Origin of the sequence: Streptococcus sp. UBA3373 (genome assembly GCF_002360305.1) — a bacterium.
GTDB classification, from domain to species: Bacteria; Bacillota; Bacilli; order Lactobacillales; family Streptococcaceae; genus Streptococcus; species Streptococcus alactolyticus.
Genome location: NZ_DEQF01000004.1, coordinates 64,540 through 77,643, shown reverse-complemented (window position 1 = coordinate 77,643; position 13,104 = coordinate 64,540). Strand labels below are relative to the sequence as shown.

Below are 13,104 nucleotides of genomic sequence, written 5' to 3'. Positions count from 1 at the left end.
CTACTAATCTTAGTATGTTTTTGTTTAGTTAGATGCAGGCTGGTTTTGGTATTTGGCCATGGTTTTTTGAATCACGTCCAAACGTTTTTTAGAGTCTTGCTCAAATAAACGGTATTTGTAGTCAAAATCTTGGCCCAATTCTTTTAATTGTGGGACTTGTTGGTTGATGTCGTTGATGGTTTTTTGAATGATAATCAAATCATCAGCGATGCGTCGGCTGACTTCGTCAGCGTGAGCTATTTCGGCTTTAAAGGTATCACGGTTTTGGTAGAGTTTATGAGCAAAGTATCCCACTACAGCTCCAATAAGACCTAGTGTGACAAGGTGTCTTTTTTTCATTGGTCAACCTCCTGTGCAATAGCTTGTGCCAATTTGCCAAGGGCTTCAAAATCAGGTTCGTGCTCTGTAAAGGTAAAGGTTACTTCGTCACTCGCATCGTAGCGAGGGATGAGGTGAACGTGAGCATGAAAGACCGTTTGTCCAGCGACTTCTTCGTTGTTGTTGAGAATGTTCATGCCGACAGCACCTGTGGCTTTTTGCACGGCGCGAGCCACCTTAGGCAAACGAGCAAAGAGTGTCTTTGATGTTTTTTCAGACATAGCAAGGACATTGCGAACGTGTTCTTTTGGAATCAACAAGGTATGCCCTTTAGTGGTTTGTGAGATGTCTAAAAAGGCAAGGACATCCTCGTCCTCATAGACTTTTGATGATGGGATATCACCAGCGGCAATGTTACAAAAGATACAATTTTCCATTTGAATCACCTATAATCCTTTGATTTTGTTATAATTATTATATCAAAAAAATGTAGGTATCTTATGTTAAGATTGGAAAATATAACTGGGGGATATGTTAATATCCCTGTTTTAAAAAATGTGTCTTTTGAGATTGTAAAGGGTGAGTTGGTTGGGCTCATCGGGCTAAATGGTGCGGGAAAATCCACCACTATCAATGAAATTATTGGTTTATTGACGCCTTATCAAGGGGAAATTTCGCTGGATGGTTTGACCTTGGAAAAAGACGCTTCGGCATATCGCCAAAAAATTGGTTTTATTCCTGAAACGCCAAGCTTGTATGAAGAATTGACCCTGCGTGAGCATTTGGAAACGGTGGCTATGGCTTATGATTTGGATTATGATAAGGCCATGGCGCGTGCGATGGACTTGCTTGAGCTTTTTCGCTTGTCAGACAAATTGGACTGGTTTCCTATTCATTTTTCAAAAGGGATGAAGCAAAAGGTGATGATTGTTTGTGCGTTCATGATTGATCCAAGCTTATTTATCGTGGATGAGCCTTTCTTGGGCTTGGACCCCCTAGCGATTTCACATTTGACGGAATTATTGGACCAAGAAAAAGCAAAGGGCAAGGCTATCTTGATGTCAACTCACGTGCTAGATGCGGCTGAAAAAATGTGTGACCGTTTTGTCATTTTACATCAAGGTCAGGTGCGTGCAACAGGAACATTGGCAGATTTGCGCCAGCAATTTGGCAAGGAAAACGCTAGTTTGACAGATATTTACATGGCTTTAACTAAAGAGGGGTAATCATGAAAGAAGTATTTCAAAAACGGCGTCATGATTTTGTCAATACCTGCTTCAAATACCTACGCTATGTTTTTAACGACCATTTTGTCTTGGTTTTGTTTATCCTGTTTGGCTTTTTGATGGTGCAATACAGTCAGTTGTTGCGTCATTTTCCTGAGCAACACGTCTGGATTGGCTTGATTTTAATTCTTGTCATTGGAGCATTATTGAGTTTTGGCAGTATTGCGACCTACCTAGAAGCGCCAGATAAATTGTTTTATTTGCCTAAAGAAACTGAGATTGTGGCTTGGTTGACTCAGGCACGCCGCAGGGCTTTTTGGCTTTGGGTGAGCGTGCAAACAGCGGTCTTGCTCTTTTTGGAACCTGTCTTTTTCAAAATCGGTTTTTCTTGGCTCATGTTTGCAGGCATGCTGGTTGTGCTTGCCTTTTGCAAATGGTGGGTGATGAAAAGAAAGAGCAGTGCTTTTTACGCTCAAGGGCGCTTTTCATGGGAACAAACCATTGCTTATGAGGAAAGACGTCGCCAGCGCATTTTGCGTTTCTTTGCCTTGTTCACAACGGTTAAGGGCATCACTGCTAGTGTCAAACGCCGTTCGTATTTGGACGGTGTGTTGCGAGTGGTTCCTAAAAAACACGCTCAAACTTGGCTCAATTTATACACCCGTGCTTTTTTGCGTAGTTCGGATTATTTAGCCTTGACCTTGCGTCTGACGGTTTTGAGTTTTTTGGCCTTGGTTTTCATGCCAAATCGTATGGTGGCCGTGGCTTTAGCCTTGCTATTTAATTATTTGTTGCTCTTTCAATTGCTGGGCTTGGCCCAACATTTTGATTACCAATACTTGACACAATTGTACCCTTTGACAAAAGCAGATAAAAGCAGCAATTTAAAAACCTTTTTACGAAGTCTGTCTTATGTGATTGCGGTGCCACAGTTGGTATTAACCCTCAATTGGCAGGCTGCACTGGTCTTTTTGGTGGTGACTGTGATTGTGACAGAAGGTTACATTTCTTACAAAATCGGAAAGATGATTGACTAGGCGTGTTAAAAAAAGTAAAATAGAATGTAAAACAAAACAGAATGGAGGGTAGAAAGAGTGACAATGTCAGATCAGGAATTAACCATGATTCCGCTGCGTGGCAAGAGTGGTAAGGCTTTTATCGGTCAATATGCAAACGGTGAAAAGATTTTCATCAAGTTTAACACCACACCGATTTTACCAGCGCTTGCTAAAGAACAGATCGCTCCCCAATTGTTGTGGGTACGTCGGACTGGCAACGGAGATACCATGAGTGCCCAAGAATGGCTCAATGGTAGAATTTTGGCCAAAGAAGACATGGGCAGTAAGCAAATTATCCATATCCTATGGCGTTTGCACAAATCACGTCCCTTGGTCAATCAGTTATTGCAATTAAACTATAAAATTGAAAATCCGTATGACTTGTTGGTGGATTGGGAACGCAACGCACCCCGACAAATCCGAGAAAATACCTACTTACAAGGCATTGTAAAAGAATTAAAACGTAGCTTACCAGAATTTGACTCGCAAGCTGCGACCATCGTGCATGGTGATATTAAGCATAGCAACTGGGTCATTACGACCAGTGGCATGATTTACCTTGTGGATTGGGACTCTGTTCGCTTGACAGACAGAATGTATGATGTTGCCTTTTTACTAAGCCATTATATTCCTCAGTCACGCTGGGAAGAATGGCTACAATATTATGGTTACAAGCAGATGGATGACATCTACGAAAAGATTGTTTGGTATGGGCAGTTTTCATATCTCGCACAGATTTTAAATTGTTTTGACAAACGCGATATGGAACACGTCAACCAAGAAATCTACGGCTTACGAAAATTTAGAGAGTGGGTTAGTAAAAATAAATTATGAGAGTTAGAAAACGTAAGGGTGCTGAAGATCATTTAGCCAATCACCCTCATCATGTGATTACCAATCCAGAAGCAGCCAAGGGGCATTGGCATGAGGTTTTTGGCAATGATAACCCCATTCACATCGAAGTGGGGTCTGGAAAAGGTGCCTTTATCACAGGAATGGCCTTGCAAAACCCGTCCATCAATTACATCGGTATTGATATTCAGGTGTCGGTTTTGAGTCATGCCTTGGATAAGGTGCTAGACAGCCAAGCGCCAAATGTTAAGTTGCTATTGGTTGATGGGTCGGATTTGACCAATTATTTTGCGGACGGCGAAGTGGATTTAATGTATTTGAACTTTTCGGATCCATGGCCTAAAAAACGCCATGAAAAACGCCGTTTGACTTACAAAACATTTTTAGATACGTATCGACGCATTTTACCTGAATATGGTGAAGTTCATTTTAAAACGGATAATCGAGGATTATTTGAGTACAGTTTAGCTAGCTTTTCACAATATGGTATGATTTTGAAGAAAGTTTGGTTGGATTTACATGCTAGTGATTTTGAGGGAAATGTCATGACAGAGTACGAGGAAAAATTTTCTCAGAAAGGTCAAGTCATTTACCGTGTAGAAGCACAATTTTAGTAGTTTAACTTTATTTAATTTTATTTGTTTGATGTTATTTTTGCTTTGCTTGGATAACATGGGCTTATCCAAGTATTTTTTTACACTAACCTAATTAAGAAAGATTAATGAGATATTAAAGGAAGTGTACGATACTAGCATGAGCTTTATCGTATAGTTAATAGGTAAAATAGCATGGATTTTAGAAGGCGATTAGAGATTTTTGTTAAACAAAAGAGGATGCGGATTTCTTTTTTTATCATTGCTACGGCTGTGATATTATTTATTTATATCCTAGCACGTAAGGAGTTTTTTGACTTAAAAAGTCCGTATGTTTTAGGGATCTTACTGTTAATGCTATTTGCTTACAGTATCGTTGTCCATATCGGTAGTAGGCGTTTTGTCTTACCTAGTTTGATTTTGGATAGTGTGAGTTACCTGCATCTGTATGCGTTTGATATGAATGATTGCTTTATGCTAGTTGATAACGAATATAATGACGTTGTATTCCGATTATTTCATTTTAGACCAAGGGTGGGAGAGAGCCCATTTAATCATATCAGTAAAGAAAACGCTTTTAAGTTTAAATCAAATCTCAATCATGCCAAACGTGCCAAACGTGGCGAAGCTTTTACAACTGTCAGTAGAATTAGTCGTGGGCAAAAAACGCCACTCTATTTAGAAATGATTTATTCGCCTATTTATGACCATAGTGGGAAAACTATTGGTGTTTTGTGCCTTATCTTAGACGTGACGTGGCAAAAGACGCGTGAAGAAAAGGTTAATGAAATGATTTCAAAAGATTCTCTCACCAAACTTTACAACCGCAGTTACGTTGAATCGGCCTTTAACGAATGTATGTTTAACAAGATGGAAACGGTCACCTTGATCTTGTCAGATCTGAATGACTTTAAGCATTACAACGATACCAAAGGGCACATTTACGGTGATAATCTTTTGGTGCGTTATGCCAGAATTTTGGAAGATATCATGCCTGATAATGCCGTTGTGGCCCGTTTGGGGGGAGATGAATTTGTGGTGTTATTGCCAGGTGTTTCCCGCAAGCAGACCGAATTTTTAATCAATGTGGCAAGATTAGCCGTGTTTGAAGATATAGGTATTACGGCGTCTTATGGTTTTCATACCGATTCTTACGCCTCACACAAGTCCTTTGAGGACTTTTATATGATTGCTGACCGAAGAATGTATCGAAATAAAAAGAATAAAAGGAATTTAGTTGAAAATGAATGAGCAGTCGGTTGTTGTTGTCATCCCCGCTTATGAACCAGATATCCGTTTATTAGACCTTTTGCAGGATATTCGAACACGTGAGGCCAGGCCTTTTCATATTATTTTAGTTGATGACGGAAGTGGTGACGATTACAAAGATATTTTTAAAGAAGCTCAGACTACTTATCATTGCCGTTTGTTGACCCACGAGGTTAATAAAGGGAAGGGGTGGGCTTTAAAGACCGCTATTTTTGATATTTTGAAAACGTTTCCTGAAGCTAAAGGAATAGTGACCATTGATTCTGATGGGCAACACACCTATGATGATACGCTAAAATGTATCCAAGCCTTTTTGCAATACCCAGACAGTTTGATTTTGGGTGTTCGGACCTTTGAAGAATCCGTGCCCTTGCGAAGTCGTTTTGGAAATGTCTTGACCCGTGATATTTTAGATGTTTTCACAGGTATGAAGGTGTCAGACACGCAGACAGGGCTTCGAGTGATTCCTATGGCTTGGCTTCCTTGTTTGTTGGAGGTTGAAGGTGAGCGATATGAATTTGAGATGAATATGCTCCTACAAGCTAAGGAGGACCATATTCCAATTCGTGAGGTGCCCATAGCAACTATTTATATCAATGAGAACGAATCATCCCATTTTGATGTGGTTCGTGATTCTATCCGTATCTATAAGGTCTTTTTCAAGTACATTTTTGCTTCACTGTTGTCATTTTTGGTGGATATTGGTATCTTTACCTTCTTAATGATGGTCTTTAAAGGCTTGAATTTTGGGACAGTTGTGATAGCATCTGTACTGGCTCGGATAGTGTCGTCTATTGTTAATTTCACCTTAAATCGCAACCTTGTTTTCCAACAAGGTCGTCCTAGCAGTGCTGTCAAATACTTTATCCTAGTGGTGGTTCAGATTATGTTGTCAAGTTATTTGGTGACTTTCTTTGGGCAATTGTGGCAAGCTATTCCAATTTCAGTGGTGAAAATCATTGTGGATAGCGTCTTATTCTTTGTTAGTTATTTTGTGCAAAAGAGATTTATTTTTAGGAACAATGAAAATTAGTCAAAAATTATTATATTTAGGAGCTTTTGTAACGAGTCTTTTTTATCTGTCTTGGCGTTTAATCATGACCATTCCTTGGCATGATTCGTGGTTTGCTTTGATTTTTGGGGTATTACTTTGGGGAAGTGAGTTGGTATCGTCTATCACGGCTTTTATCATCATTTCCAATAAACACAAGGATTTTAAGCTGGAAAAACCAGAGATTGCTCCAGAGCGTTATCCTGATGTGGATGTTCTCATTGCTACCCACAATGAGGACCCTGATTTGCTTTACAAAACGGTGAATGCTTGTACTTATATGCATTACCCTGACAAATCTAAGGTGCATATTTACGTTTGCGATGACACGGATCGTCCTGAAGTGGCTGCCTTGGCAAAGGAATTGGACGTGGGTTATTTTGGCTTGTCGGACAACAAAGATGCCAAATCTGGGAATTACAACAATGCCTTAAATCAAACCTCATCACCTTTGGTAGCGACTTTTGATGCAGACATGATTCCATATAGTGAGTTTTTGCTGGAAACGGTGCCTTATTTTGTGGAACAAGTCGAGGCAGACGCGAATGACGAAGAGTTGGACAAAGCACCGATTGGTTTGATTCAAACCCCGCAAAGCTTTTACAATGAGGATATCTTCCAATACAATCTTTTTTCAGAGGATACCTTGCCTAATGAACAAGATTTCTTTTCAAAAGGGATTAACAACTTTAATAGCGCCTGTGGCTCAGCCTTTTACACGGGGTCAAATACTGTGCTTTATCGCAAGGCTATTGATGATGCGGGCGGATTTCCAACAGATACCATTACTGAGGACTTTGAGCTTGGAGCACGCATGAATATCGAGGGCTATGTCAATTATTCGACTGATGCGCCAATGGCAAGTGGCTTGACGCCTACGGATTTGAAGAGTGTGATTAAACAACGCATTCGTTGGGGACGCGGGGTTATCAAAAGCAGCTACAATGTCAATATCTTTTTCAATCCAAAATTTAGCTTTGCTCAAAAGGTTGTTTACCTCAATAGTTACCTCTACTGGTGGTCTTTCTTCAGACGGATGATATATATTTTGGCACCGATTTTGTTTGCGGCCTTTGATATTCGCGTGGTGGTGTCTAATATCTGGCTCTTGCTCTTGTTTGGTTTTCCGGCTTATGGCTTGACGCGTTTGGCGATGCGTGATACGTCAAAAGAATACCGCACACAGATTTGGGGAGAAATTGTGGAAACGATTTTTGCACCTTATTTAACCATCCCTTTTCTCTTAGAGGCTTTTGGAATTAGCGAGAAGAAGTTTAAGGTGACTAAAAAAGTTTCGGATAATTCTTGGACCTTGCGCTTGTATGCCTTACCTTATATCATTTTGTGGAGCTTATCGGTTTATGGGCTCATTCGTTTTAACGATGGTAAATTTGGCTCGGAGTTGTTTTATGGTAGTGTCATTAGTTTTTGGCTCATTCATCATATCATCAATTTAACTTTTGCTATTTTCTGTGCCGTGGGTCGTCCTTCTTATCGCGCTTTTGTGCGTTTTCCAGTGGATGAAACCATCAATATTAAAGTGGACGGTTGGGCTTACCAAGTCCATGTGGCTGATATTTCAGAAACGGGGATTTCTTTCAAGACAGATTTGGCCTTGTATTTGCCAAAGGACAAAGACATCACGCTGTACTTGAAATCTCAGGATTATAAAGCCAAAGCTAAGGGGAGAGTGGTTAGAGTTATTAGCGACGAAAATGAATGGCTTTATGGCTTGCATTTCGTGTCTGTGCCAGAATCAGAAAAACGCGAGTTTTACCAATACATCTATGACCGTATCAACCACAATCTCCCACAGGTTCGAGATCCTTGGATGTCTGTTTGGGATGATTTGTTGGAAAATATTTTGCGACGTTTGCCGGTGGAAAGACGCGAGGCGACACCTTACGATCGCATGGCTCTCCCTAAAGTAAATGTCAATGAAATAGTGCATATTGGTAAGGAGGCTTACAAATTACAATATAGTAATTATTATTACATGACTTTTGTAGGTAAGTTAAAGCAAGATACAGATGAGGAGCAGGAATTGACCTTTGATTATAAAGGCATGGATGTGAAACTGGATTTTGTATCTTATGACAAAGAGGCCAATAAGTCCCTTTATCAAGTGACGAATTTAGCTAGTTTGGCAAAAACACCTCAGTTTAAACAGTTGGCGAGTGAGTGGAAAGGTCAGGTAGCATGATAGTCAGATTTGCTTTCTTTGTTTTTTTTATGGTTGGTTATGCCGATCTTTTTCGCAATCGTTTCAAGATGAACCGTCGTTTGACTTGGGTATTCACTTTTTCAGCGATTACCTTAGTGCTTTATCTTGCGGCTTTGTTCAATGCTTTGCTGCCAGCGGTTTATGGTATTTGTGGACTAGGTGCTATTTTGAGCATGTATCAGATCTGGCGATATATGACCAAGAAAGATAGCATCAGAGGGCTTGATTTTACAGCTCTTGCTATGTTGCTCTATCTCTTGCTTTTTGGTGCAGTTTTATTGCAATCACCATTGCTTCACTTTGATAATTTCACCCATTGGGGCAGTATCGTCAAATTTTTATTTATCAATGATAGCCTACCAACGCAACAAGATACTATCATTGATTTTTACACGTATCCTGTGGGAAGTTCTTTATTTATTTACTTCTTTACCAAGGTTGTCGGATTTTCAGAAGGTGTCATGCTGGTAGGGCAATTGGTTCTTATCTTGTCAGGCTTGTATGCCATGTTTGCTGCCTTGCGTGATGAACGCCGCGCCTTGCCCTCAGCAATGATTTTTGCCACTTTTGCTGTGTTCAATGTTTTTAATATTGCCATTCGTTTGAACAATCTTTTGGTGGATTTTCTCTTGCCTGTGCTGGCTTTAGCAGCAATCGCAGGCTGCTTTGCTTACCGCAATCAATTTTGGCGGATGTCCTTGCACACCTTGGTGGTTTTAGGTCTTTTGAGCATTGTTAAGGTGAGTGGACTTTTCTTTGTGGCCATAGCCTTGTTTGTCTATTTGTTTTTTGTGGTTCGCTTGATACGGCGCAAAATCATCAGATGGTGGAACCTATTTCCAGCCTTGTTGACCGCAGGACTTAGTTTTCTTCCTTATCTCCTTTGGCAAATACACATGAGCCTCAACTTTACCAATGTGTCTAAAGCTAAGCACGCGGTGTCTTTTTCAGAAATTGACCAAATACTGGCAGGGCATATGGATGATGTGGCACAAGAAATCATAACCCATTTCACAAAAGAAGTCTTTCAATTTGGTAGTCTGGCAACGCGTGGCATTATCGGGCTAAACCTTGTCATGCTAGTTGCTGTGATTGGTTTTGGTCTTTTTGCTCATCGATTCAGACGTTTATTGGCCACTTGGGTATTGCTAGATGTAATGATTGTGGCCTATTACGTTGGGATTTTGTTGATGTATTTGACGGCTATGCCAACGGACGAAGCCTTGGAACTAGCTGGTTTTGAGCGTTATGCATCTAGTATGGTTATTATGGCCTTTGGTTTGATGGTTATGCTTTTAGCCAGAGAAACGGACCGCTCTTTGTATGAACAAACATTTGAGAAACGCAACCTGCGTTCCTTTAAAAACCTAGGCACCAAGCGATTGTACCAGTACACAAGCTTAGCCTTGATTGGTTTTTCTGTCTTTATGCTCTTATCAGAAATCAATGAAATCAGATACAGTAATGAGTACGAAAGAGTACAGTCCTTGGAAGAATTACGCCATTTGACAGGCAATCGCATGACACCATCTAAGACGAAAATCCTGCTTGTCAGCTCAGACAAAGAAAAAATTGACAACTACTATCTTATCCGAGCGGCACGTTATTACCTTTGGAATGTCAATGTCGATGGTAGAGAGGATTTTGACCTTAGCGATTCAACCTTTTTAAACATTTTAAAATCTTATGACGAGGTGCTTATCTTAGATGACGATTATAGTTTTAATGCCATGACTAAGAAGTTATTTGGTAAGACTTATAAACCAGGATTTTACAAGACAGCCGACCTGTTAGCCAATCTAAAAGAATAGGATTTTGGTCTCTTGTGCTGCTGCCTTGTCATTTTTAAAAGAGTATGATATAATAGTAACAAATACATAAGAGGAGGCGAAGTTTGTAACTTCGCCTCTTATGTGTGCCTCCTGCCACAAACGGCTAAACCTTTGGCTTTGCAAGTCCTTTTAATCCGTTGTATAATGGCAGTGAGAGATGTTAGTAGGCGGTAAAATCTGCTTTTTAAGTGGTTTTTACTGGTATTTTGTCAAACGAAGGAGGGGATTGTCATCGCAAATGCTAATGTGATTATTGAACGTGTCACAGAAGTTATCGCACCTGCCATTCAAGACCCATTTGAATTGGTGGATGTTGAGTACGGAAAAATGGGAAGTGACTATGTTCTTAGTGTCTTAGTGGATAAGCCTGGTGGGATTACGGTTAATGACACCGCTGATTTGACTGAGATTATTAGCCCTTTATTAGATAATATTCAGCCAGACCCATTTCCAGACCAATACATGTTGGAAGTGGCTAGCCCTGGTTTAGAGCGTCCTTTAAAAACAAAGGAAGCTTTGGAAAAAGCTGTCGGCTCTTACATCAATGTCAGCCTTTACAAGGCAATTGACAAAGTGAAAGTATTTCAAGGTGACCTTGTCGCTTTTGATGGTGAGGTATTGACCATGGAATATTTGGATAAAACCAAGAAAAAAACAGTAGACATTCCATATGCAACAGTTGCTAAAGCTCGCTTGGCAGTGAAGTTGTAGTCAAAGGAAATGTCACTAACGTTTTTTGCTTTTTAATGTGAGAATAGATTTAAAACGAAAGGATAAGGCTCTACTTGTGATAGGGCTATGAAAAAAATGAGCAAAGAAATGCTGGAAGCCTTCCGTATTTTGGAAGAAGAAAAACATATTAACAAAGAAGACATCATTGATGCTGTCAAAGAATCTTTGAAATCAGCTTATAAACGCCGCTACGGCCAATCAGAATCATGTGTGATTGAATTTGATGAAAAAACTGCTGATTTTAAAGTTTATACAGTGCGTGAAGTTGTTGAAGAGGTTTTTGATAGCCGTTTAGAAATCAGCTTATCCGATGCGTTGAAAATTAGTTCAGCTTATGAGCTTGGGGACAAGATTCGCTTTGAAGAATCAGTGGCTGAATTTGGTCGTGTTGCGGCGCAATCAGCAAAACAAACCATCATGGAAAAAATGCGTCGCCAAATTCGTGAAGTGACTTATAATGAGTACAAACAACACGAAGGTGAAATCATGACAGGGACAGTTGAGCGTTTCGACCAACGTTTCATTTATGTGAATCTTGGTTCATTAGAAGCTCAATTGTCACACCAAGACCAAATTCCTGGTGAAACCTTCAAATCACACGACCGTATCGAAGTTTACGTTTACAAAGTGGAAAACAATCCAAAAGGTGTGAATGTCTTTGTTAGCCGTAGCCACCCACAATTTATCAAACGCATCATGGAACAAGAAATTCCCGAAGTGTTTGACGGAACAGTTGAAATCATGAACGTTTCACGTGAAGCTGGTGACCGTACCAAAGTGGCTGTTCGTAGCCACAATCCAAACGTGGATGCTATCGGAACGATTGTTGGACGTGGTGGAAGCAACATCAAACGTGTGATTAGCAAATTCCATCCAAAGCGCTACGATGCTAAAGCAGGTGTGGAAGTACCTGTTGAAGAAAACATCGATGTGATTCAATGGGTAGAAGACCCAGCAGAGTTCATCTACAATGCTATTGCACCCGCTGAAGTTGATATGGTCTTGTTTGACGAAGCAGATAGCAAACGCGCAACAGTTGTTGTGCCAGACAACAAATTGTCGCTAGCTATCGGTCGCCGTGGTCAAAATGTTCGTTTGGCTGCGCATTTGACAGGCTATCGCATTGATATCAAGTCAGCTTCTGAGTATGAAGCCCTTGAAGCAGAACGTGAAGCGCAAACTGAACTTGTTGAAGAAGTTGTCGAAGATAGCGTTGCATCAGCTATGGTGGATGAAGCTATTGAAGAGGCTGTAACATCAGCTATCGTTGATGAAACCGTTGAAGTCGAGGATACGACTAAATCAGATCTTCTGTCAGACGACGATACAGAATAAGAAAGATAGAGGTGTTTGATGGCTAAAACACGTAAAATACCTTTAAGAAAATCAGTTGTTTCAGGAGAAGTCATTGATAAACGTGATTTGCTTCGCATTGTGAAAAATAAAGAAGGCGAGATTTTTATCGATCCAACTGGTAAGAAAAACGGTCGTGGTGCCTACATCAAATTAGATATTAACGAAGCCATTCAAGCCAAAGCTAAAAAGGTCTTTAATCGTAGCTTTTCAATGGATGTTCCAGAAGCCTTTTACGATGAATTGATTGCTTATGTTGATCACAAAGTGAAAAGAAGAGAGTTGGGCCTTGAATAATCGCGAAAAATTATCTCATTTAATTGGTTTAGCACAGCGTGCAGGAAAAGTGATTTCAGGTGAAGAGTTAGTCATTAAGGCAATTCAAACGGGTAAAGCACAATTTATTTTCCTAGCCAATGATGCTGGTGTCAATTTAACCAAGAAAACAACTGATAAAAGTCATTATTATAACGTAGAAGTCTCTACAGTGTTTAGTACACTGGAATTAAGTGCTGCCCTTGGTAAGCCTCGTAAGGTCATTGCTATCGCAGACGCTGGATTTTCAAAGAAAATGAGGACTCTTATGAACTAAAAGA

General features: G+C 40.1%; 14 protein-coding genes. 12 read left to right on the top strand and 2 right to left on the bottom strand.

The features are described from left to right. Positions 1-24: 24 nt before the first annotated feature. Together B3R79_RS01055 and B3R79_RS01050 are read right to left on the bottom strand one after the other, a co-directional pair. Positions 25-339 (bottom strand): hypothetical protein, encoded by a 315-nt coding sequence (locus B3R79_RS01055; protein ID WP_293693192.1) that lies wholly within the window; start codon positions 337-339, stop codon positions 25-27. After that, a complete protein-coding gene (locus tag B3R79_RS01050) occupies positions 336-755 on the bottom strand; it encodes an HIT family protein (RefSeq protein WP_293693191.1) in 420 nt (139 codons plus the stop codon). Before B3R79_RS01050 ends, B3R79_RS01055 begins: the two co-directional genes overlap by 4 nt. Before the next feature lie 63 nt (positions 756-818). Between B3R79_RS01050 and B3R79_RS01045 the strand changes: the two genes are divergently transcribed. From B3R79_RS01045 to B3R79_RS00990, 12 genes are all read left to right on the top strand, one after another. Beyond that, on the top strand, positions 819-1,544 hold the full coding sequence (locus B3R79_RS01045) for an ABC transporter ATP-binding protein (RefSeq protein ID WP_293693190.1): 726 nt from the start codon (positions 819-821) through the stop codon (positions 1,542-1,544). A 2-nt stretch (positions 1,545-1,546) separates the two neighbouring features. Then, positions 1,547-2,581: an ABC transporter permease gene (locus tag B3R79_RS01040; RefSeq protein WP_293693189.1), complete on the top strand. Its 1,035-nt coding sequence runs from the start codon at positions 1,547-1,549 to the stop codon at positions 2,579-2,581. A 57-nt stretch (positions 2,582-2,638) separates the two neighbouring features. Beyond that, positions 2,639-3,436, top strand: coding sequence for a cell cycle regulator CcrZ (gene ccrZ, locus B3R79_RS01035; protein ID WP_167829333.1), 798 nt, complete (start codon positions 2,639-2,641; stop codon positions 3,434-3,436). Continuing rightward, the gene (gene trmB, locus B3R79_RS01030) at positions 3,433-4,068 is read left to right on the top strand and encodes a tRNA (guanosine(46)-N7)-methyltransferase TrmB (protein ID WP_154455505.1); all 636 of its coding nucleotides are present in this window, start codon (positions 3,433-3,435) and stop codon (positions 4,066-4,068) included. Before ccrZ ends, trmB begins: the two co-directional genes overlap by 4 nt. Before the next feature lie 219 nt (positions 4,069-4,287). Then, complete coding sequence (locus B3R79_RS01025; protein ID WP_293693188.1) at positions 4,288-5,298, top strand: sensor domain-containing diguanylate cyclase; 1,011 nt, start codon at positions 4,288-4,290, stop codon at positions 5,296-5,298. After that, a complete protein-coding gene (locus B3R79_RS01020) occupies positions 5,291-6,349 on the top strand; it encodes a bifunctional glycosyltransferase family 2/GtrA family protein (RefSeq protein WP_293693187.1) in 1,059 nt (352 codons plus the stop codon). Before B3R79_RS01025 ends, B3R79_RS01020 begins: the two co-directional genes overlap by 8 nt. Continuing rightward, positions 6,339-8,570, top strand: a complete 2,232-nt coding sequence (locus B3R79_RS01015; protein ID WP_293693186.1) for a glycosyltransferase family 2 protein — start codon at positions 6,339-6,341, stop codon at positions 8,568-8,570. The genes B3R79_RS01020 and B3R79_RS01015 overlap by 11 nt, the downstream gene beginning before the upstream one ends. Continuing rightward, positions 8,567-10,402 (top strand): hypothetical protein, encoded by a 1,836-nt coding sequence (locus B3R79_RS01010; RefSeq protein WP_293693185.1) that lies wholly within the window; start codon positions 8,567-8,569, stop codon positions 10,400-10,402. Before B3R79_RS01015 ends, B3R79_RS01010 begins: the two co-directional genes overlap by 4 nt. Before the next feature lie 267 nt (positions 10,403-10,669). Further along, positions 10,670-11,134, top strand: coding sequence for a ribosome maturation factor RimP (gene rimP / locus B3R79_RS01005; RefSeq protein ID WP_235280988.1), 465 nt, complete (start codon positions 10,670-10,672; stop codon positions 11,132-11,134). 96 nt (positions 11,135-11,230) lie between these two features. After that, positions 11,231-12,490 carry a transcription termination factor NusA gene (gene nusA, locus B3R79_RS01000; RefSeq protein WP_154455247.1) on the top strand — a complete coding sequence of 420 codons (1,260 nt, stop codon included), beginning with the start codon at positions 11,231-11,233 and terminating at the stop codon, positions 12,488-12,490. Between the two features lie 18 nt (positions 12,491-12,508). Then, complete coding sequence (gene rnpM / locus B3R79_RS00995) at positions 12,509-12,805, top strand: RNase P modulator RnpM (RefSeq protein WP_154455235.1); 297 nt, start codon at positions 12,509-12,511, stop codon at positions 12,803-12,805. Beyond that, entirely contained in the window at positions 12,798-13,100 is a 303-nt protein-coding gene (locus B3R79_RS00990) for a YlxQ-related RNA-binding protein (RefSeq protein WP_154455236.1), read from the top strand. The genes rnpM and B3R79_RS00990 overlap by 8 nt, the downstream gene beginning before the upstream one ends. Positions 13,101-13,104: the final 4 nt, after the last annotated feature.

Bases quoted from the DNA above. Each gene is read 5' to 3' on its own strand.
- B3R79_RS01055 (WP_293693192.1), bottom strand. From the start codon at position 339: ATGAAAAAAAGACACCTTGTCACACTAGGTCTTATTGGAGCTGTAGTG.
- B3R79_RS01050 (WP_293693191.1), bottom strand. From the start codon at position 755: ATGGAAAATTGTATCTTTTGTAACATTGCCGCTGGTGATATCCCATCA.
- B3R79_RS01045 (WP_293693190.1), top strand. From the start codon at position 819: ATGTTAAGATTGGAAAATATAACTGGGGGATATGTTAATATCCCTGTT.
- B3R79_RS01040 (WP_293693189.1), top strand. From the start codon at position 1,547: ATGAAAGAAGTATTTCAAAAACGGCGTCATGATTTTGTCAATACCTGC.
- trmB (WP_154455505.1), top strand. From the start codon at position 3,433: ATGAGAGTTAGAAAACGTAAGGGTGCTGAAGATCATTTAGCCAATCAC.
- B3R79_RS01025 (WP_293693188.1), top strand. From the start codon at position 4,288: ATGCGGATTTCTTTTTTTATCATTGCTACGGCTGTGATATTATTTATT.
- B3R79_RS01020 (WP_293693187.1), top strand. From the start codon at position 5,291: ATGAATGAGCAGTCGGTTGTTGTTGTCATCCCCGCTTATGAACCAGAT.
- B3R79_RS01015 (WP_293693186.1), top strand. From the start codon at position 6,339: ATGAAAATTAGTCAAAAATTATTATATTTAGGAGCTTTTGTAACGAGT.
- B3R79_RS01010 (WP_293693185.1), top strand. From the start codon at position 8,567: ATGATAGTCAGATTTGCTTTCTTTGTTTTTTTTATGGTTGGTTATGCC.
- nusA (WP_154455247.1), top strand. From the start codon at position 11,231: ATGAGCAAAGAAATGCTGGAAGCCTTCCGTATTTTGGAAGAAGAAAAA.
- rnpM (WP_154455235.1), top strand. From the start codon at position 12,509: ATGGCTAAAACACGTAAAATACCTTTAAGAAAATCAGTTGTTTCAGGA.